The 19,079-nt window shown below is 32.8% G+C and carries 22 protein-coding genes; 10 read left to right on the forward strand and 12 right to left on the reverse strand.

Annotated elements, in window-relative coordinates:
* Positions 1-135 precede the first annotated feature (135 nt).
* The 3 genes from RBR53_02055 (at position 136) to RBR53_02065 (ending at position 4,830) form a co-directional block, all read left to right on the forward strand.
* Complete coding sequence (locus tag RBR53_02055; GenBank protein ID MDY0131428.1) at positions 136-2,784, forward strand: CBS domain-containing protein; 2,649 nt, start codon at positions 136-138, stop codon at positions 2,782-2,784.
* 40 nt (positions 2,785-2,824) lie between these two features.
* On the forward strand, positions 2,825-3,835 hold the full coding sequence (locus tag RBR53_02060) for a tryptophan--tRNA ligase (protein ID MDY0131429.1): 1,011 nt from the start codon (positions 2,825-2,827) through the stop codon (positions 3,833-3,835).
* A 233-nt stretch (positions 3,836-4,068) separates the two neighbouring features.
* Positions 4,069-4,830: a PilZ domain-containing protein gene (locus RBR53_02065; protein ID MDY0131430.1), complete on the forward strand. Its 762-nt coding sequence runs from the start codon at positions 4,069-4,071 to the stop codon at positions 4,828-4,830.
* Between the two features lie 102 nt (positions 4,831-4,932).
* Here the strand turns inward: RBR53_02065 and RBR53_02070 are convergent, their stop codons facing one another.
* Together RBR53_02070 and RBR53_02075 are read right to left on the reverse strand one after the other, a co-directional pair.
* On the reverse strand, positions 4,933-5,487 hold the full coding sequence (locus RBR53_02070) for a nitroreductase family protein (protein MDY0131431.1): 555 nt from the start codon (positions 5,485-5,487) through the stop codon (positions 4,933-4,935).
* A gap of 128 nt (positions 5,488-5,615) precedes the next feature.
* Positions 5,616-6,272, reverse strand: coding sequence for a 4Fe-4S ferredoxin (locus RBR53_02075; GenBank protein MDY0131432.1), 657 nt, complete (start codon positions 6,270-6,272; stop codon positions 5,616-5,618).
* A 158-nt stretch (positions 6,273-6,430) separates the two neighbouring features.
* Here RBR53_02075 and RBR53_02080 point away from each other — a divergent pair, with 158 nt between their 5' ends.
* From RBR53_02080 to RBR53_02105, 6 genes are all read left to right on the forward strand, one after another.
* Complete coding sequence (locus RBR53_02080) at positions 6,431-7,123, forward strand: Crp/Fnr family transcriptional regulator (GenBank protein ID MDY0131433.1); 693 nt, start codon at positions 6,431-6,433, stop codon at positions 7,121-7,123.
* A 141-nt stretch (positions 7,124-7,264) separates the two neighbouring features.
* A complete protein-coding gene (locus tag RBR53_02085) occupies positions 7,265-7,666 on the forward strand; it encodes a phage holin family protein (protein ID MDY0131434.1) in 402 nt (133 codons plus the stop codon).
* Positions 7,667-7,671: 5 nt separating this feature from the next.
* Entirely contained in the window at positions 7,672-8,658 is a 987-nt protein-coding gene (locus RBR53_02090) for a GGDEF domain-containing protein (GenBank protein ID MDY0131435.1), read from the forward strand.
* Positions 8,633-9,670, forward strand: coding sequence for a hypothetical protein (locus tag RBR53_02095; protein ID MDY0131436.1), 1,038 nt, complete (start codon positions 8,633-8,635; stop codon positions 9,668-9,670). Before RBR53_02090 ends, RBR53_02095 begins: the two co-directional genes overlap by 26 nt.
* Entirely contained in the window at positions 9,667-10,506 is an 840-nt protein-coding gene (locus RBR53_02100) for an STAS domain-containing protein (GenBank protein MDY0131437.1), read from the forward strand. The genes RBR53_02095 and RBR53_02100 overlap by 4 nt, the downstream gene beginning before the upstream one ends.
* Before the next feature lie 40 nt (positions 10,507-10,546).
* On the forward strand, positions 10,547-10,885 hold the full coding sequence (locus tag RBR53_02105; protein ID MDY0131438.1) for a hypothetical protein: 339 nt from the start codon (positions 10,547-10,549) through the stop codon (positions 10,883-10,885).
* Here RBR53_02105 and RBR53_02110 read toward each other — a convergent pair.
* From RBR53_02110 to rplM, 6 genes are all read right to left on the reverse strand, one after another.
* Positions 10,877-11,551, reverse strand: coding sequence for a Smr/MutS family protein (locus tag RBR53_02110; GenBank protein MDY0131439.1), 675 nt, complete (start codon positions 11,549-11,551; stop codon positions 10,877-10,879). The two genes, RBR53_02105 and RBR53_02110, sit on opposite strands and share 9 nt — an antisense overlap.
* On the reverse strand, positions 11,535-11,810 hold the full coding sequence (locus RBR53_02115; protein MDY0131440.1) for a hypothetical protein: 276 nt from the start codon (positions 11,808-11,810) through the stop codon (positions 11,535-11,537). Before RBR53_02115 ends, RBR53_02110 begins: the two co-directional genes overlap by 17 nt.
* Positions 11,779-12,249 (reverse strand): hypothetical protein, encoded by a 471-nt coding sequence (locus tag RBR53_02120; protein MDY0131441.1) that lies wholly within the window; start codon positions 12,247-12,249, stop codon positions 11,779-11,781. Before RBR53_02120 ends, RBR53_02115 begins: the two co-directional genes overlap by 32 nt.
* Before the next feature lie 153 nt (positions 12,250-12,402).
* Positions 12,403-12,597, reverse strand: coding sequence for a FeoB-associated Cys-rich membrane protein (locus RBR53_02125; GenBank protein MDY0131442.1), 195 nt, complete (start codon positions 12,595-12,597; stop codon positions 12,403-12,405).
* A gap of 261 nt (positions 12,598-12,858) precedes the next feature.
* Positions 12,859-13,254 (reverse strand): 30S ribosomal protein S9, encoded by a 396-nt coding sequence (gene rpsI / locus RBR53_02130; protein MDY0131443.1) that lies wholly within the window; start codon positions 13,252-13,254, stop codon positions 12,859-12,861.
* 23 nt (positions 13,255-13,277) lie between these two features.
* A complete protein-coding gene (gene rplM / locus RBR53_02135; GenBank protein ID MDY0131444.1) occupies positions 13,278-13,712 on the reverse strand; it encodes a 50S ribosomal protein L13 in 435 nt (144 codons plus the stop codon).
* Between the two features lie 155 nt (positions 13,713-13,867).
* On the opposite strand from rplM, the gene cyaB reads away from it, so the two are divergent.
* Positions 13,868-14,476: a class IV adenylate cyclase gene (gene cyaB / locus RBR53_02140; GenBank protein ID MDY0131445.1), complete on the forward strand. Its 609-nt coding sequence runs from the start codon at positions 13,868-13,870 to the stop codon at positions 14,474-14,476.
* On the opposite strand, the gene RBR53_02145 is transcribed toward cyaB, so the two are convergent.
* From RBR53_02145 to RBR53_02160, 4 genes are read right to left on the reverse strand one after another with little or no spacing between them, the layout of a single operon-like run.
* The gene (locus RBR53_02145) at positions 14,471-14,917 is read right to left on the reverse strand and encodes a polymer-forming cytoskeletal protein (GenBank protein ID MDY0131446.1); all 447 of its coding nucleotides are present in this window, start codon (positions 14,915-14,917) and stop codon (positions 14,471-14,473) included. The genes cyaB and RBR53_02145 overlap by 6 nt on opposite strands.
* Positions 14,918-16,717: a M14/M99 family metallopeptidase gene (locus RBR53_02150; protein MDY0131447.1), complete on the reverse strand. Its 1,800-nt coding sequence runs from the start codon at positions 16,715-16,717 to the stop codon at positions 14,918-14,920.
* Positions 16,707-17,483, reverse strand: coding sequence for a hypothetical protein (locus tag RBR53_02155; GenBank protein ID MDY0131448.1), 777 nt, complete (start codon positions 17,481-17,483; stop codon positions 16,707-16,709). The genes RBR53_02150 and RBR53_02155 overlap by 11 nt, the downstream gene beginning before the upstream one ends.
* Complete coding sequence (locus RBR53_02160) at positions 17,444-18,736, reverse strand: L,D-transpeptidase family protein (GenBank protein ID MDY0131449.1); 1,293 nt, start codon at positions 18,734-18,736, stop codon at positions 17,444-17,446. The genes RBR53_02155 and RBR53_02160 overlap by 40 nt, the downstream gene beginning before the upstream one ends.
* Positions 18,737-19,079 lie beyond the last annotated feature (343 nt).

Genomic DNA, 19,079 nt, shown 5'->3' on the forward strand with positions numbered 1-19,079 from the left:
AAGTTTTTATAAATATTTTATATTGATAAATACAACACCAGCTCTTTAAGCTTTAGACTCTCTCATTGATAAACAACTTTGTTTATGTGAAGATAATTTGCTCAAATCAACCATTATAAAGATCAGGAACTCCACTTGAACAAAAAAAAAGAAATCACACTAATAGCCACCCATACAAATGCTGATCTTGACGGTGTTGCATCAATGCTTGCAGCTCAAAAACTTTATCCTGACTCAAAAATAGTTTTTCACCACGAAGGCAAAGGAGTTTTAAAGCGGTTTTTTATTCAGTCTCTAGCCCATCTTTTTAATATTATCTCGCTAAAAGAACTGGATAATTACAAAATAAAAAAACTTGTTATTGTTGACACAAGACAAAGGGGAAGACTGGGTGAAATTGCAAAACTTGCTGACAAAAAAGAAATTTCAATAGACATTTACGACCACCATGAAAGAACAGACTCAGATATAAAAGCAGATTTTGAACTTTATGAAAAAACAGGAGCAACAGCAACAATACTCACCCAGCTGCTTTTAGAAAAAAACATTGAAATAACACCTGAAGAAGCTACAATTTTAAGCCTTGGAATCTATGAAGACACAAACTCCTTCAAATTTAATTCAACAACAGGAAAAGATCTTAAAATTGCAGGCTTTTTAAGGGACAAAGGTGCAGATACAGAATTTATCTCAAATATTATTTCAAAGGAAATATCTCCTGAACAGCTTTCTTTGTTAAATGATATGGTGGAAAACTCTATCTCATACAGAATAAACAACTTAAATATTGTGATCTCAACTGTTTCAAGAGATCATTATATTCCAGATCTTGGATTTTTAACACATAAGCTCAATAAAATGGAATCAAAAGATGCGGTTTTTGTTGCAGCTAGAATGGAAAGCAAGGTCTTTGTTATAGGAAGAAGCAGCTCTTCGGAACTTAATATAGGTAAGATTTTAAAAACTTTCAAAGGAGGAGGCCACCCTTTTGCAGGCTCAGCTTCAATAGGGAAAAAAACTCTTTCACAGACAAGAGATCTTTTACTCACCGGGATAAGAAAATATCTTAAATCAAATTTCAAAGCAAAAAATCTCATGTCTTCCCCTCCTCTTAAAATTAAGACCGAAGACACTATTGGCAATGCTTCAAAAATCTTAACCAAATACAATATAAACGCACTTCTTGCAGTTGATGAAAGTGAAATTCTAAAGGGAATTATTTCCCGTCAGGTTGTTGAAAAGGCAAAATATCACAATATAATCAATGTCCCTGTAAAAAAATTTATGAGTACTGACTTTATGGAGGTATCAGAAGATGCTCCTATCTCTGAAATAGAAGAAAAAATAATTGGAAACAGACAAAGAATCCTCCCTGTTAGAAACAACAAAGGCGAACTTGCAGGAGTTCTTACAAGAACCGATCTTTTACACCATATAGTCAGCAATTTCAGGGAAGGTCCTTTTATCCAGGATTCAACACTTTACTCCCTTTCTCCGGCTACAAAAAACATTTCAAACACTTTAAAAGACAGGCTCCCCGATAAAATAGTTAATCTTTTAAAACATATAGGCAAAACAGCTGATGACTCCAATATAAATGCCTATGTTGTGGGCGGTTTTGTAAGGGATGTTCTCCTTTATTTAAACAAAAACGAATTTGACATTGATATTGTTGTTGAAGGCAATGGAATTCACTTTGCCAACAAGCTTGCAGCATCCCTCAATGCCAGGATAAGCCCCCATGAAAAATTCAATACAGCTGTTGTTTCCCTTGAAGACGGCCTTAAAATTGATGTGGCTACAGCAAGGACAGAGTTTTATTCTTCTCCGGCAGCTCTTCCTGAAATTGAAATGAGTTCACTCAAGCTGGATCTTTACAGAAGGGATTTTACCATAAATACACTTGCAGTTCAGCTCAACACAACAAATTATGGAAAACTCATAGATTATTTTTTTGGACAAAGGGATCTAAAAGACAAGGTAGTAAGAATAATTCATAATCTTTCTTTTGTGGAAGACCCCACAAGAATATTTCGTGCTGTAAGATTTGAACAAAGGTTTAATTTTAAAATTGGAAAATTTACTGAAAAACTGATCAAAAACGCAATTGATATGGAATTTTTCAAAAGACTAAGCGGCCCAAGGGTTTTCAGTGAGCTAAAATATATATTGATGGAGGAAAACCCTCTTCCTGCAATAGAACGAATTGCAAGCTTTGGCCTTTTTCATGCAATTCACAGCGAATTTGAATTCTCAGACAGAAACCGTGAAATAATAGAGTCTTCCCAAAAAACAATCAACTGGTTTTCCCTTAACGATCCAGAAACTCAAATAAACAGGTGGATGGTTTACTTTTCAGGACTTATTCACAACTTAAATTCTGAAACAAAAGAATCTATATGCACAAAATTCAAGCTTCCCCCAAAAATCATGGAAATTTTTACAAAAGAAAATTTTAAGGCACAAGAGGTGATAGGATGGATGAAAAAAAATCGGGAAATAGAAAGAAGTAAAGTTTACCTGAAACTTTCCAAATTCAAAACTGAAACCCTACTCTACCTTCTTTCAATAACAAAAGATGAGAAAATAAAACAAAATATTGTTTTATTTTTTACAGAACTTAAAAAAACAACAATCCAGATTAAAGGTAAGGAGCTTAAAACTCTTGGTTTTAAACCCGGTCCTATATTTGGAGAAATTCTTGAAAAGATTCTTCTTGAAAAAATCGACGGAAATATAAAAACTTTTAACGATGAGTTTGACTTTGCCAAAAGATATTTGTAAACCTCATTTAATTTTTAAAAACAATAATCAGGAACAGGTAATGAAAAAAACAAGAATTTTAACAGGAATTACAACAACAGGAACACCTCATCTTGGCAATTATGCAGGAGCAATAAAGCCTGCAATTGAAGCAAGCAAGAACCTGGAAAATAAATCATTTTATTTTCTTGCTGACCTCCATGCTCTGATAAAAAACAAGAATCCTAAAGAAGTCCACCAATCAAGCCTTGAAGTTGCCGCAACCTGGCTGGCACTTGGGCTTGACACTGAAAACGCATATTTTTACAGACAATCTGATATTCCAGAAATTTCAGAACTTACCTGGATATTAAGCTGCCTTACAGCCAAGGGGCTGATGAACAGAGCCCATGCATATAAAGCTTCTGTGGCTGAAAACATTGAACAAAAAGCAAAGGATCCCGATAAAGGAATCACCATGGGGCTTTTCAGCTACCCTATTCTTATGGCAGCCGATATTCTTATTTTCAAGGCAGACCTTGTGCCTGTTGGAAAAGATCAGATCCAGCACCTTGAAATGGCAAGGGATATCGGAATGAGGTTTAATCATTTATATGAAGAATTATTTACCCTTCCACAAGCATTAACCGATGAAAACGCAGCTGTTCTAAAAGGGCTTGACGGAAGAAAAATGAGTAAAAGCTACGGAAATACCATTCCACTTTTTGACACTGAAAAAAAACTTAAAAAAATGATAAATAAAATTACAACAAATTCCCAGCCGCCCGAAGAACCCAAAGATACAAAGGATTGCACTCTTTTTGAAATCTACTCTGCCTTTGCTGATAAAAATCAGATTGAGGAAATTAAAAAAAGATATTCAGAAGGAATAGGCTGGGGTGAAATGAAATTAACTTTGTTTGAACTTTTAAATGATCAGCTAAAAGAACCAAGAAAACAATATGAATATCTGATAAAAAACCCTTCTATTGTGGAAGAAACCTTAATAAAAGGTGGCTTAAAAGCAAGGGAAGAAGCTATACCCATGCTTAAAAAAATCAAAAAAGCAGTAGGCCTCAGAGCTCTTGGATAAATTTTTTGTGTTTTTTAATTTAAACCCTGATTATAAAATTTGCAAAAAAATATCTTAGATGCCCTTTTGCCCATTAAATTGAAATTTTTGAACTCAAAAAACTGTAAGATTAAAATTTATGTTTAGGTTTAAATATAGATCTGATTTTAGGTTATTCTGGTATTTATAACTTTGATAAAGTGGTTTTTCTATGGTAAAAATTGTTACCTAACAATTAAAAATAAACAAATAATATGACTTATACTCCAGAAAAAATTTTTGTCCCGGGAAAACCTATTGAAATAGTGTTTAACATTGATTCTCTTTCTCCAGTATCAAGGAATTCTATTATCTTTGATCTTAACCCAAAAAAAAAAGAAATTATTGTATCCCAGACAACCCCGAATACAGGGAAATTTTATTCCTATGAGACACTTCATATCACCACTTTAAAAAACAATGAACTAAACCAAAGAACAAGATTTGGGATTAAAGGCTCTATCACTGGTTTTATTGATAATTACAAACTAAACAACCAAACCACAGAACCTGCATTAAAGATTACTTATTCAGGCAAGGTGTCTGAGGCTAACATAAGATCTGCTTTTAGAATTAAGCCAAACAACGTCTATTCCGTAATGGCAAAAATCATTTTAAAAAACAAGGACTATATTTCAGGGAAAAACTTCAGGATTTATGATATTTCGCTTACAGGTATGGGAATTCTTATTCCAAATTCGCTGGATAGAAGAAAAAACCCCTTAATTGAACTCGAATTAAATGATCTTGGAAAAATCGGCATAGTGATGAAAAGTCCCGGTACTGAAAAAGATCTTCCAGAAATTAAAAAAATTTTTAACAGAATAAAAACTGTAAGAATAAACAGAAAATTCAATGAAAGATACATTCTTATAGGATTCAAATTTGGCCATTGGGAGAGAAGTCATGAGGAAATTTTAGGCAAATTTATCCATCAGCTCCAACTTTTTGAAATAAGGCATCATCAAAACTATTAGATTAAACTCAAAACTCGCTAACTTATCCCTTTCAGCTCTTTTCTAAAATTAAAAACAAAGGCTGTGACTTAAAATTAAATCACAGCCTGATTATTATTAATTTCAAATCTTGTTTCCATAAAAATCATTATAAACAAAGGAAGACAATTCTTTTCTCTTGGGCGGTTTTGGAGCTTGGTCAGGGTAACCAACAGGAACCAGACTTACAACATTGATATCATCTGGAAGATTTAAAATTTTTTCTACTTTTTTATGATCAAAAAGTCCTGTAATAACTGTCCCCAAACCCTTTGAATGAGCACAGAGGCAAAAACTCTGGGTTGCTATCCCAAGATCATACATAAACCAGTCCCCAAGTATTGTAGGGGCTTCATTGTTATAATAACCAGACATCTTTTTTTTGCCGCAAAAAGCAAAAAGAAGCGGGGCTGAAATAATTGCCTTGATTGCAGGGTTTTTCCCAAAAAAAGCTCCCTGAATTTCCTTTCTTTTTTCACTGTCTCTTACAACAATTATTTCCCAGCACTGAGTATTTGCCCATGATGGAGACCACCTCACAGCTTCAAGAAGCTCCTTTTCAACTTCCTTTTCAATGGGTTTGTCAAGAAATTTCCTAATGGATCTTCTTTCTTTTAAAAACTGAGAAAAATCATTCATTTTTCCTCCTAAACATAATTATTAGTCAGTTGAAATAACAATTTTTCCAGATTCTTGAACTAAAGTAAAGGGTAAACCTTTTAGTTTAGTTTACCCCGGACAAAGATCCATTCAAAATCTTGACCCGATTAAATGATTTTTCCCTCCCTTGATATTGTAATCATATCAAATTTAATTTCTTTGCCTGACTTTTCTATGCTCTTTGTTAAAATAATTTCCATTTTTGAACAGCAGGGAACTTCCATCCTGGCAAGAGTAAGGGAATTTAGATTGTTCTTTGAAAAAATCAATCCAAGTTTTTCAATATATTCATCGATATTATCAAGCTTTGGGCATCCTATCATAAGCTTTTTGCCTCCCACAATTTCTTCATGAAAATTTCTGCAGGAAGCTGGAACACAATCGGCTGCCACAAGAAGGTCTGAATTATCAAAAACTTTTGAATCAGCTGAAATAAGTGAAATCTGAACAGGCCAGTTTGAAAGGGTTCCTTTGCCCTGAAAAGGACTCATTGCAAAAGAAGGACATTTGGGTGCTGACTGATTTTCAAGATGCTTTTTCACAGCTTCTTCATCAAACTCCAAAGCTTGTCTTTCTATAATTTCCATGGCATTTTCAGGACAGCTTCCCATACAGGCTCCAAGGCCGTCACATAAGTTATCTGAAATAATTTTTGCTTTCCCATTTACAATTTCTATTGCACCTTCAGCACAATCAAGAACGCAGTTTCCACATCCATTGCATAGGTCTTCATTTATTTTTATTATTTTTCTTTTTATCATCATCTTTTTTTCTCCGGAATCAGTTATTGGGTGATTATCAGTTTTACTTTTCACTTATCAGCTAAACAAATTAAGTGAGCTTGAAGTTTAATCAATTTTAGATTAACTATAACTTTATTGAACTATTAATCTTTGACCTGGATCAAATTTAAAGAAATATTATGGAAAAAACTCTTAAAATCACACTTATGTTTAAGTCTTTGTCCAATGAACAGATTCAGAAACTTCTTAAAATCTGTACTCTTAAATCATATGATCCAAATCAGATGATTTTTTTTGACAATGACCCTGCCAACGGCCTCTATCTTATAAAAACAGGAAAAGTAAAAATTTTTAAAATGTCAGAGGAAGGAAAAGAACAGATCTTCCATATTTTTTCCAGGGGAGAGCCTTTTGGTGAAGCAGCTGTTTTTGCAGATACAGGGTTCCCCGCCAATGCCCAGACTATTTCAAAGTCTGAAATTATTTACATCCCTAAAAAAGAACTTCTTGAAATCTTTAAAAAAGATCCCTCTACTGCAATGAATATGCTGGCTGTTTTATCTTTAAGGCTAAAAGAATTTACAAGATTGGTAGAAGATCTCACACTTAAGGAGCTTCCGGAAAGACTTGCATCATATATTCTCATCCAAGAAAAAGCCCAGGGTAAAAAAAATAAGATAATTCTGGAATTTTCCAAAGGTCAGCTTTCAAAAGTACTTGGAACAACCCAGGAAACTCTTTCAAGAACATTGGGTAGGTTTTCAAAAGCAGGGCTGATAGAAGTGGATAAAAGAAAAATAAAAGTTTTAGACAAAGAATTTCTTTATGATATTTCAACAGGGGTTGAAAATCTTAAAAACATTGATGGCTGAAACTAAGTTTTTTACAAAAACAAAAATTTAACCTCCTGTTTATCCTTACAACTTATTGATTGACCTTAAAGATGAATTTTGTTTAAGTTAGTTGATTTTAAAACAAAATACTCAACGACTCAAACTAAGCAAAGGTAGGATATGGATAATAAATATTTTTGGTTTAAAGTTTTTGTACAAACCCTTGCCATACTTGTAACAGCAGTGTTTTTTAAAGGAATTGTTGTGGACAGTGTAATTGCAGCCTTTTTTGCTGCCTTAATTCTTGGACTTTTAAATTCGATTGTAAGACCAATTCTCATTTTCTTCACCCTTCCCCTGACTCTTTTCTCCCTTGGACTTTTTATTTTTATTATCAATGCTGTTATTCTTAAAATGACAGCTTTTTTTATTCCAGGATTTACTGTTCAGGGGTTTTTCACCTCTATATTCGGAGCTTTATTTATAAGTATTGTAAGTTTTTTTCTTAATATTTTAACTTTAAAAAATCACTCAATTGAAATAATTGATTTAAAAAAAAGAAACGGAAACTTCTGGGAATAAAATAAATGGATGAAATTTTCACCATACACCTGATCACAGAACCTGATTTCCAAAGACTTAACACTTCTCTTATGAAAGGAGTTGAGTCATTGTCTGAAAAAAACTACAGGGTCGCTCAGATTATTCCGCAACTGACAAAAGAAATAAGACAGGATTTTTTTCAAACTGAAAATCCTGTAAAAGTTTCATTGATTCTTGAACAAACCTCGCTTTTTGTAAAATGGAATTCTAAAAAAAAAGCTCTGGCATCAATTTCTTCCCTGCCGTCAAAGGAAAAAATAAATTTCTTGAAAAACTTTTTTAACGAAGAGCTTTCCAGTGCATCTCCAGAACTTTTAAGGCTTCAGAATCTAAAAATAAAAAACCGTTTTGAAAATGCTAAAAAAGAAGCACAAAAAGAAATTAAACAAATAGAAAAACAATTGGAGTCAAGAAAAGAAAAACTAAAAGAGTATATGATAAAAGCTGAAACAGACCCTCTAACAGGTCTTTTTAACAGAAGAGCATATACAAAACAGATAAACTCTTCCCTTGATGCTCTCAGGATGCAAAATAAGGTTTTTTGCCTTCTTTACCTTGATTTGGATCATTTTAAAATAATAAATGACACTTATGGGCATAGTTTCGGGGACAAAGTCTTAAAATCAATGGCAATGAATATGACTAACTCCATCAGAGAAAAAACCGACCTTGCTTTCAGGATAGGAGGAGATGAATTTGCAATTATTATTTTTTCTAACGAAAATGCAGCCTTAAGAATTTCCAAAAAAATTATGGAAGGAATTCAGCAGGGAATCAGCATTGGTTATACAAAAGCCAGCAAAAAAGACACACCTGAAACAATAACCAAAAGGGCTGATATGGCCTTATATTTTTCAAAGGATCAAGGACGTGGTTCAATAACATGTGCATTCAAGTCTCCAAAAACTGAAGACCCATCTGCATCATCATTGGAAATTTTATTTAATGGAAAAAGTAAAGCTTCTTCTTAATGGACTTGTAAGCGACCAAAGCACCCAAATTCTTACAAAAAGTAAAATCAAAGCGGTGGCGTCAAGGCTTGAGTTTTCTGAATCTGCCTCAAATATGATTTTACTTGCTGCAAGTGAAATCATGACAAACCAGCTCAAATATTCCCTGGGTGCAGGAATTGTTCAGATCTGGGAGCACAAAAAACCAGATCACTGTCTTGATATCTTTGGCTATGACATGGGCCCTGGAATAAAAAACATTTCAAAGGCAATGGTTGATGGTTTTTCAACATCAAATACCCTTGGACACGGACTTGGCACCATAATGAGGGCCTCTGATATTTTTGAAATTTATACAAAAACTACAAAAAAAGATAACAAAGATATTTGGAAGGGAACTGCAGTCTGGTGCAGATTCTATCCCAAAAAAAACCAGGCTCCCAAAGCTTATCCAAAAACAGGAGTTTTTATCAGGGCTCTTAATGATGATATTTACAATGGTGATTTCATAAACTTTGAATTTAATGATAATAATCTTGTATGGCTTCATATTGACGGTGTTGGCCACGGAAAAAACGCATCTTTAAGTGGTGTAATTGCAAACAAAATTCCAATAGGAAAACTTGAACCTGAAAAAACAATTGCAGATCTCAATAAAAATCTTTATGGTAAAAAAATGGCCAACGGCGTTTCAATTTTTCTTGATAACTCTGGCAATTTTTTATATTCAGGCTGTGGAAATGTTTTAATTAAAATATTAAGTCCTGAAGGCAAACAAAAATCAGTCCTCCTTAAAAACCGCACCCTTGGTGAAGCTGATATGCAAATGAAAAGTTATAGGGGAAAAATTGATCCGGGCAATCTTATAATGACAATATCTGACGGAATCTCCCAAAGCTTTGATTTCTCACATTATCCGGGTCTTTTAACCAAGCATCCCCAAATGACTGCCTATCTTTTAGGAAATTTATTTTCAAGAAGAAATGATGATAAAAGTCTTTTTATAGTAAAACATGACAAGGAGCAGATATGATGGAGTTAAAAAAATATGGAAAAAAAATCTTAAAAAAAATAGATTTGTCTTCTGTAACAGAAAAAATTATAGATGCCGGCAATTCAAGCCTGGCAAAAGAAAAGCTTTTAACAGACGAAGAGATTCATGACTATACCTATGAGCTTGTTGAGCTTTTTGCTTCACTCCTTGGAGAGTCAAAAGCAATGCCAGAAGAAACCTTAAATGCCCTGAAGCATCTCATGGCTACAGTCAATGCCAAAATACAAATGAGGGGAGGAAGCACAGAGTCGTTTCTTCAACTGATGCATTATATCCAGTACACATTCATGAGCGAAATTGTAAATTACGAAAACGAAAAAAATGACCGTGAATTTTTATTCCTCTTAAAATTTTTCAACAATATTGTAATGGACGCATTTAGGCTTTATCAAGAGGAAAGAGAAGGTGCTTTACAAGCACAAAAAGAAGAATTTCTTGCGGTTTCAACTCCCATAACAGAAATTTGGGACGGGGTTTTGTCTTTGCCTGTAATAGGAACACTTGACTCAGTAAGAGCAATGGATCTAATGGGAAAACTTCTTAAAAGAATTGAAGAAAAAAGAGCCAAGGTAATCATCCTTGATCTTACAGGGGTAAGCAGCATAGACACTCAGGTGATGCACCATCTAATCCAGGTCATCCGTGCCACAGCTCTTATGGGCTCAACAGCAATTATGACAGGAATACGACCGGCAATTGCAAGCTCTCTTGCAAACCTTAATTTAAACCTTGATGAAATCCAGACAAATTCAACTTTGGCAGAAGGGCTTAAGCAAGCATTTTCCATACTTGGAATTAAAGTAAATAAGATTTAAGTACAACTTAAAAACTATCAGGGGAACTACAGGTTAACAAATGAAAAGTAACTTGGGATTTAACTTGACAAAACTTGGTTCAAGCTCACTTCTTATGGAACCCTATGATAATCTTGATCCTCTTTGCCCTGGGCCAATGATTGAAACAATAAGTAACAGCCTTTTCAAAACACCTGTACCTAAGCTTTACTATGATCTTAATAAAATTCTTATTATTGATGAAGTCTATTATGATTGGCTGTGTATGCTTTCAAAAGCCTGCTCAATCTTTCAAACAAAGCTTATAGCCATTAATATAAAGCCTAGTGCTGCTATAAGCCTTTCATCCTTTATAAACAAGAAACCACCCTTTGAAACTGAGGTTGAAATGTCAAACTAAATAAAAAGTAATTGCACCGCTTTTTTTCTTTTGCTTTTTTTCCCAAGCAAAAGAACAGATTTCCCCATTTTTTTTCATCTCAACTGCTTTTTTCTCTGCAAGATCTCTGAGCACTGGTTTCATATTTTTTGAATGCTTTCCTTTACCAGTTATAAATTGAACCGAACCGACCCCTTTGTATTTTGCAGATATTATCTTATTTTCAATTCTTTTATCTGCTTCTAAAAAACTCAGCCCATGAAGATCCACAATTTCTTGAGGTTTGAGCATTGATGTTTTCAAACAGTTTTTGTCAGGTTTTGAATACCTGATTGTTTCAGATGGACTATATTCTTTAATTCCAGGATTTTTCTTTCCTGTAAAAAGCTCGTAAAGGTCATCTTCCATGGAAATCTGCCGAATTTTTTCTTTAGCTCTTTTTTTTTGAAGGGCTTTGTTTTTTTTCCGCGAAATTTTTTTTAATGGAGGGGCAATTTTTATTTTTTCTTTATCAACAGACTCAGAATCTATAGAAGAATCAGGTTTTTCTGGAAAAACCCTTTCTTCCTTTTCTTTAAATTCGGGTTCAAAATTAATATTTACCTTATTATCATTTAGATCTTTTTTTCCTTTAAAGTTTTTACTTTTTTTAAAAAATGACTGTATTTTTTTAATTAAATTTATCATTTTTTTCTTTTTCCGTGTCCATCCATTTTTTATCTTTTAAAACCCATGAATTGTTTTCTGTCTGCCAGCCCAAATCTCTTAGAAAAAAACTTTTATCCCGGGCATAAAACAAAAACTTCTTGTTTTCTTCAAGTTTAATCCAATTGGAGTTTTGTTTAAAAAAACTATTTTCTCTTTGTTTCCAGGATTCAGACTGGACTGAATTGATAAAGAATACAAAAAAAAACTTAAAAAATAGAAAGTAAGTGTTTTTTTTCATTCTCACTTCTCCGCTTTTCCTTTTCCAAATCAAAATCTTGAATTCTTTTGCTTTTATATAAAACCTTCAAATAATCATTTCCATATTCAACTTCTATGATTGTAGAATTGTTTTCATAAAGATAAAAATCAGAGCCAGCTTTTCTTTTTTCATACTTAAGTTCAAGTATATCCAAGATTTTGTCTAGATTTTCCTTTTTCAGGTTTTCATAAACATATTTTGCACTTAAAAGATTATTAGAAACAAACTCATAAAGCAAAAAAACTTCTTGGTTGAACAAACTAAATTTATAGGAGATATAATCATCTGTTGCTTTAAGAGGCTTAAGTTTTTCAGCTGCAAGCACTTCAACCCGAGGCATTCCCCAAGTAATACTTCTAAAATCAAAAGAATCAGCCAGGGAAGGCTTTGGGTATAAAATTAATATTAAAATAAACAAATTTTTTTTCATACAAAGAAATATATAATAAGGATAAAGGAAAAAGAAGCTATTTTTAGCACTTCTTATTTTCAAAAGTTTGATCTTAGTTTTTATTGCAAAAAAGAGTATGCTTCAAAGCCTTAATAACTTGATTTTTTTCAATAAAAAAACTTAAGGCTTTAAATCTTTTTCCTTGATCTCACTTCTTTTCTCAAGCTTTATTCCAGGTTGACTGCAATTTGAACATGAAGAATGGCATCCCCCGCAGGCATTGTTGTTAGTTTTTTTTGAAAAAACAGCTTTTAAAATAAAAAGAAAGGCTGCAATAACTATAAAAACAACAATAATAGTCTGAATAAATTCCATAACAAATCTCCTTTCAAGACAATTTTAGACACCAAGCCAAGTTTGTCAAATAAAATAGCCATGTTTATGATTAAAGATTAGTTTGTTTGAAAAAAACAAAAGGATTATTGTATAGCTAAAACCAGTTACTGCCCATATTTTTTAAGAGGATGATTTTAGACTAAACATTTGAGGAAGTCGCTGGATAGAAAAAAATTAATAAAAAAAAGGAGACAAAGATTTGTCTCCCTATAGCCAAAAAAACATTTCGAAAAAAAGATTCTAGCGTTTTGAAAACTGAAAGCTTGCACGAGCACCTTTTAGTCCGTACTTTTTTCTTTCTTTCATTCTTGGATCTCTTCTTACAAAGCCGGCTCTTTTAAGTACGTCTCTCAATTCAGGATCAAACTTAATAAGGGCCTGACTAATTCCGTGTCTTGAAGCTTCCGCCTGCCCTGTAATTCCACCACCTTTAACTTTAATTTTTATATTAAAAGCTGAAATTTGATCTGTAATTTTAAGTGGTTCAATCACACTTGAAGAGTGACGATGAATACTAAAATATGTATCAATGGGCTTATCATTCACATAAATTTCACCCGCACCTGGCTCAATCCAAGTTCTTGCAACAGAAGTCTTTCTTCTTCCTGTAGCGTAATATCTACTATCCTTTGCCATTTTAATTCCCCTGTCTATCCTGCTTAAATTTCGAGAACTTCAGGTTGCTGTGCATTATGAGGATGAACTGAACCTGAATAAACTTTTAAATTTTTATTAAGCTGTCTTCCTAACTTGCTTTTTGAAAGCATCCCTTTAACAGCAAGAGTTACAAGCTGTTCGGGTTTTTTCTCAAGAAGTTTTTCAGCTGTAGTTTCCCTTAAACCGCCTGTGTAACCACTGTGTCTGTAATATTTTTTCTGAGTCAGTTTTCTTCCTGTAAGAACAACTTTTTCAGCATTTACAACTATTACAAAATCTCCACAATCAACATGAGGTGTAAATAAAGGATTGTGCTTACCTCTTATTATTTTGGCAACTTCCGAAGCCAGCCTGCCAAGAACTTTACCCTCAGCATCAACAACATACCATTTTTTTTGTATGTCTTCTTTTTTAGCACTATATGTCTGTTTTTTCAATTTAACACTCCTCGTAACAAAAAAATAACTTCTAAGATATACATTCACAACTTCCAAATGTCAACTGATTAAAAAATAAAAATAGAATAATTGACACTTGCCCATAAAAGATTATAGTCACCGAAAAAAATATCAATATTTACAAGGAAATCTTTATGCCATTAATTGAAATTGAAGTCAAATTTTATATTAAAAACTATGAAAAAATTATAAAAAAAATCAAAGAATACTCTGATAAACATAACGAAAGCAGTCTGGAAAAGAATACCTTATTTGATACAAAAAATCATTTTTTAAAAAAAAGTAATAAAATCCTAAGGCTTAGAACATATCTTGGAAAAACAATCCTGACTTTTAAGCAGCCTTCCCTAGAAACTTCCCCAGAATTCAAAAAACTTGAGGAATCTGAAGTTTTTGTAAATTCATTTGATGAAATGAAATATATTTTATCTAACTCCGGATTCATAAAAACACAAATATATGAAAAACAAAGACAAATTTTTTCAAAAGGAGAGCTTGAAATCTGTGTTGACCGGCTTCCTTTTGGTGATTTTATTGAGCTTGAAGGAACCGAAAATGAAATAAAAACGGCTGTCCAAGCCCTTGGATTTGATTGGAATAAAAAAATACTGCCTGATTATATATCTATTTTTGAAAAAATAAAAAAAGAAAATGACCTCTTATTTAATGATATAACTTTCAAAAACTTCAAGGAAGTTGAACCAAAAGATTTTTCTGATAAAATTTTGAGCTTTTGTTTATAAAACTTTTTCTTCTTTTTCTTCTTTTTTAGATGGCTCATTAGGTTTTTTTTTAAGCCATTTGATTTTAGCAGAGCTTTCCTTTGCTGAATTTTGTCTTCCCTGAACAAATCCGTCATCTCTTGTACAAGTTATTTCAGCATTAATTATGCCCCCGCTTTCAACGATAAGGTCATTGCAAGTTACTGTACCTGTACATTTACCTGAAGAAAGAACCACCACTTTCCCCTTAGCCTTAACATTTCCCTCATAAACGCCTCCAATTGTCACATCATTTACTTCCATATCAGAGTAAACCTGTCCTTCCTCTGCTATAATAATAGATTCGCCTGCAATGGTTCCTTTAACTACACCTTTTATCACAAGCTTTCCTTCCGAAGAAAGATCCCCTTCAACCCTTAGATCATTATCTATAATTGAAAGGTTTTTTGTTTTAGCAGCCACCTAATTCTCCTTTATTCTTATTTTAAAATGAGATATTTTTTCTTTTTTGTTCTTAAATTCTGCAAAAAGGGTTATTAGAAGGGCCTTGCTTCCCGGATCAAACAATTTTCCAACGGCTGTTTTTGAATTTAAATCTAAAATTTTACGGCCCTGGGCTTCAAGATAGTAAAACCCGCTTTCAAAATCTGAGCGACTAACTCCGGCAACAGAATTTAGAAAACATTTATCAATGTCTTTAATATAAATTTCCTCATTGTTTTTAACTCCAATAAGCCTCCCTCCTTCTGATTCAATCAGAAGAATTTTTTCCGACTCCTCTTCAATTTCAATTATCATTTCACCAACAACAAGATTTCCTTTAGATGCTTTTATCGGATACTTAAAGCCTTTTCCATCAATGGAGTACTTGCTCCAAAAATCCTTTGAAGTATCAACAATATAACCTCTGTCTTCTCCTGTATTATTAAAAGCATCATTTACATATCCCTTGATATTAACTTCAAGACTTCCTGGATCATACATTCCTGAATCAACATCAATAACTTCTAGAAAGTCCCCTTTATTTACCTTTAAAGCTCCCTTATTTGCCACAGAAACAATCCTGTGACCGTTAATTCTTATTTTAAAATAAAAATATTTTTCTTTAATCTTTTTTTCTGAAACTGAAAAAAAACTACCATTCTGTTTATCAACAACTTTGAGGTAAACTGAGCCACAGGATTCATAGTCTTTTTTTGCTGAAATTCTTGTGTCTTTTTCAATAACAATTTCTTTTCTTATGTCATTTTTGCCCCCGCAGTCCATCACATCAACAGTAAGTCCCCTTGAATAATTTGCCTCAACATGGGCTATTTTTATTACTGAGCCCTTTTCAAGATAAAGAGTTTCCTCATTCCCAAGAACAATAGGGGTCTGATTATTTATTGAAATAACCAGATATTTAAGCTCGGACTTTTCAAAACTGAGCCTGGGCATCCTGGGAATGATTTCAAACTCTTCAAAAAAAGCATTTATCGCATACTGATGGTGCTTTATTTTCTGAATCAGAGGCAAAGATTTACTCACCTCTATCCCAAACCCGGGAATCTGGCACTTTGTAACTGCAAAATAAGTTGCAGACTTTCTTTGCTCTTTATGCCTTGAGTCATTTTCAGAAGTTCTATGATTGTTAAACCTGAAGTAAAGCTTTGGATCTTCAATTTTTTCGTTTATTTTTTTTATAACATTTTCTGCAGTTTGAAGTAGGCTTACTTTTTTTCCGTTTTCAAGATTAATGCTTTCAAAATCAACAATAATTGATTGTCCATATCTCATGGGATTTTTCATTTCATCAATCCATTGAGGATAAAAAAAGCCTGAACCCTCATGAAGATTTAAAAGACAATCGCTTTGAGATATCAGTTCTTTTAAAATTTTTACAATTTTACCTTCATAAACTCTTGCATCTTCATCCGCAAACTTTCTGTTCATATCCACATTTACACTTCTTTTTTGAACAAGAATTGAAGGTAAATTAGCCCTTGGAACAAGGATAAGTGAACCTTTTTCAAGAGAAATATCAGCATAGGAATCAGCAGTTAAATAACCTCCTGGTTCATCGCCTTGGATCCCTCCTATGATCATAAGAGTATTGCTTTTTTTCTCACCATATATTTTATATACATGAAGCTCATAATCAGTGTTTTCAAAATAAACTATATGTTCTTTTCTATTGCTTTTCATGGGCCAATTTTCCAAAGCAAGTCCAGAAGTTGAGACAAAAGCAATTAAAAAAACATATAAAATAAACTTAGCTTTCATTTAGACTAAAACCTTTTTTCAATAGAAGCTCACCGTCTTCTCCATAGACAAAAATATCAGCACAATCCAGAACACCGGTACTTGAAATTCCAGGAAATTTAATTGTTACTGGCTTAAACCGCTGAATGGAAAAATACTGTCCGCTTTTCGGATTGAGAGGTTTTGCTCCGGAAATCTTTGAATAAGGTGAAACCATCCAATGATTTTCCGAAAGTCTTTCATTGTTAAGCAATACAAAAATATAGCCGGAAAGAGTTAAGTCTGATTTAGAAACATTTACTATGTCAAAGCTTGTCTCCACCTGAGAGTTTAAATTTTTCACTCTGAAATTCCTAGCTTCAAGAGGAATTTTTGAAAAATCTTTTATTTTTTCAACCTTGACCTCCTCTTTTTTTACAACTTTGTTTTTCTCAACAGATTCCTTGAGTTCTACAAGGGAAGCTGGAGGTTTTAAAAAAGCAAGCTTGATTTTTAGTTGCTCATTTTCATTTTTCAATTCTATAATTTGCAAATCTGCCTTTTCAAGACTTTCCTTAAGATAGGTATTGTCCTTTTTAAGAAAGATAAAAGAGGTTAAAGAAATAATGGCAATACCAAGAAAAAAAACAAAGCAAAACAAAACAACAAAGCTAAGAGCCCTGATATATCTAAGATTAAAGGTTTTTCCCCTGCTACTTATAAAAAGCAGAGACCATTTCTTCTTTATATTTTCACCAGGCTCTTTTTTCACCCGTTTCCTTTCCAGATCTCTTTGAAAATTTTCCATTGCCCCTCTTCTTTTTTCAACATCAATATTTTAATTCCCTTTGTGCTGAATCCGCTAGACTCGTAAGTTTGGAAAAAAACCGCTTTAACAGTTCTGCCTTTTTTTTCAATTTGGATATTGCTTGCCTCAACTTTTATATAATCATATTTTTTATTTAGCCTGTCCTTATATTTAAGCCATTTTTTCTTATTCATTCCTTCAGAATAAAAATCTGAAGAATAACAATTCCCGTAGGCTATTATATCTTTATCTGACCAGGCTCTTGCCCAAACACCAACAAGCTCTTCTATATCTTTTTCATATAAAACTTTATCCTTGATTTTTCTACCGGCTGTTACAATATCTTCAGAGTCTTCAAAATAAACATCCCCTATTATTTTAAGCCCTTCTTTTTCTGATTTTACAAATAATTTTCGCTTTAAAATATTACTTTTGACTTCCTCAGCTTCAATAAAAAAATCAAACCAAAAAGTATAGAGACCATCATTTTCTCTAAATATATTCAGATTTTTTTTCTTAATCGAAATTGATTTAAAAGCCTTTTTTAACTTTTGCCAGTCTTCCCACCATGAAAGATCAGGTAGATAATCTTTTGAATAAAATCTCAGGTAATCATGATAACTGCCCTCTCCAGCTGACTCAATCCAGGAATCAAAAAAAACTTTAAAATTTTCTTTCCTCTTCAAATAATCCGATTCCTCACCCATAAACTCTGTTTTTTCTGCTATGACTACAGGGGTTTTATCAACTTCTACGTAATCAGAAAGAATATCAATATCGCCATTTGCAAGGGCAACACAACCATTGGTAGTTCTTTCTTCAAGAGGCTCCTTATCTGTTCCGTGGATCCAGATATTATAGCCATTTTTTCCCTTGGCCTTATCAAGATAATTGGGATAATCAAGGGTCAAAGCCCTGGTTCCATAAACCGGAGAAAGGTGTCTTTTTGTAAAATGTCCTGTTATTGTATACACACCTTCGGGAGTTTTTGAGTCTCCTTCCAGCAGCTTATCTCCTTTGTTTTTTCCAGTGGAACATTTAAGCTCCATTTTTGATTCAAAAACCCCCTTTTTATTTTCTATCAAAAAAAGTTTTTGACTTTCCTTGTCTACCAAAATAATTTTTAATTCTTCCACATCTGAGTAAACAACATCAAGAGGAAAAAGCCGATTTTGGCCAGAATAAGAATTAAAAGGCATTAAAAAAACAAACAAAAAAACACGGATAAAAAAACTTTTATTTATAAAAAACATCCTTAGAAAACCTTTATGACAATTTTTTAATTTTAATTTGGCCCCATCCGCAGACTGATTTCAATAAAAAAACAAACCCGCAAAAGTTTGCAATCAGCAATTCTTTATCAACAGAATAAAACCTGTATTTTCTCCACTTACAACTAAACTTCAAAGCTTGAATCTTTTTTCAATACAGATTTCAGTTTCAACAAAATCAATCGTTTCCTTTAAAAAAACAGGTTTTTTTATCAAAAAGATTCAATTGGCTCAAAAACCACCCTCCTTTTAAGCAAAAACATTGTTTTATGTCCATTAAAATAAATTTATTCAAGGATTTTAAATCAAAACAAACCAATACTTC

Source organism: Desulforegulaceae bacterium, assembly GCA_034006035.1.
Lineage (GTDB): Bacteria > Desulfobacterota > Desulfobacteria > Desulfobacterales > JACKCP01 > JACKCP01.

Excerpts from the sequence above, each read along its gene's own strand:
- rpsI (MDY0131443.1), bottom strand. The coding sequence starts at position 13,254 with ATGGCAAAGGATAGTAGATATTACGCTACAGGAAGAAGAAAGACTTCT.
- RBR53_02150 (MDY0131447.1), bottom strand. The coding sequence starts at position 16,717 with ATGAAAGCTAAGTTTATTTTATATGTTTTTTTAATTGCTTTTGTCTCA.
- RBR53_02080 (MDY0131433.1), top strand. The coding sequence starts at position 6,431 with ATGGAAAAAACTCTTAAAATCACACTTATGTTTAAGTCTTTGTCCAAT.
- RBR53_02110 (MDY0131439.1), bottom strand. The coding sequence starts at position 11,551 with ATGATAAATTTAATTAAAAAAATACAGTCATTTTTTAAAAAAAGTAAA.
- RBR53_02090 (MDY0131435.1), top strand. The coding sequence starts at position 7,672 with ATGGATGAAATTTTCACCATACACCTGATCACAGAACCTGATTTCCAA.
- cyaB (MDY0131445.1), top strand. The coding sequence starts at position 13,868 with ATGCCATTAATTGAAATTGAAGTCAAATTTTATATTAAAAACTATGAA.
- RBR53_02070 (MDY0131431.1), bottom strand. The coding sequence starts at position 5,487 with ATGAATGATTTTTCTCAGTTTTTAAAAGAAAGAAGATCCATTAGGAAA.
- RBR53_02075 (MDY0131432.1), bottom strand. The coding sequence starts at position 6,272 with ATGATGATAAAAAGAAAAATAATAAAAATAAATGAAGACCTATGCAAT.
- RBR53_02100 (MDY0131437.1), top strand. The coding sequence starts at position 9,667 with ATGATGGAGTTAAAAAAATATGGAAAAAAAATCTTAAAAAAAATAGAT.
- RBR53_02105 (MDY0131438.1), top strand. The coding sequence starts at position 10,547 with ATGAAAAGTAACTTGGGATTTAACTTGACAAAACTTGGTTCAAGCTCA.
- RBR53_02060 (MDY0131429.1), top strand. The coding sequence starts at position 2,825 with ATGAAAAAAACAAGAATTTTAACAGGAATTACAACAACAGGAACACCT.
- RBR53_02095 (MDY0131436.1), top strand. The coding sequence starts at position 8,633 with ATGGAAAAAGTAAAGCTTCTTCTTAATGGACTTGTAAGCGACCAAAGC.
- RBR53_02115 (MDY0131440.1), bottom strand. The coding sequence starts at position 11,810 with ATGAAAAAAAACACTTACTTTCTATTTTTTAAGTTTTTTTTTGTATTC.
- RBR53_02085 (MDY0131434.1), top strand. The coding sequence starts at position 7,265 with ATGGATAATAAATATTTTTGGTTTAAAGTTTTTGTACAAACCCTTGCC.
- RBR53_02125 (MDY0131442.1), bottom strand. The coding sequence starts at position 12,597 with ATGGAATTTATTCAGACTATTATTGTTGTTTTTATAGTTATTGCAGCC.
- RBR53_02160 (MDY0131449.1), bottom strand. The coding sequence starts at position 18,736 with ATGTTTTTTATAAATAAAAGTTTTTTTATCCGTGTTTTTTTGTTTGTT.
- RBR53_02155 (MDY0131448.1), bottom strand. The coding sequence starts at position 17,483 with ATGGAAAATTTTCAAAGAGATCTGGAAAGGAAACGGGTGAAAAAAGAG.
- RBR53_02065 (MDY0131430.1), top strand. The coding sequence starts at position 4,069 with ATGACTTATACTCCAGAAAAAATTTTTGTCCCGGGAAAACCTATTGAA.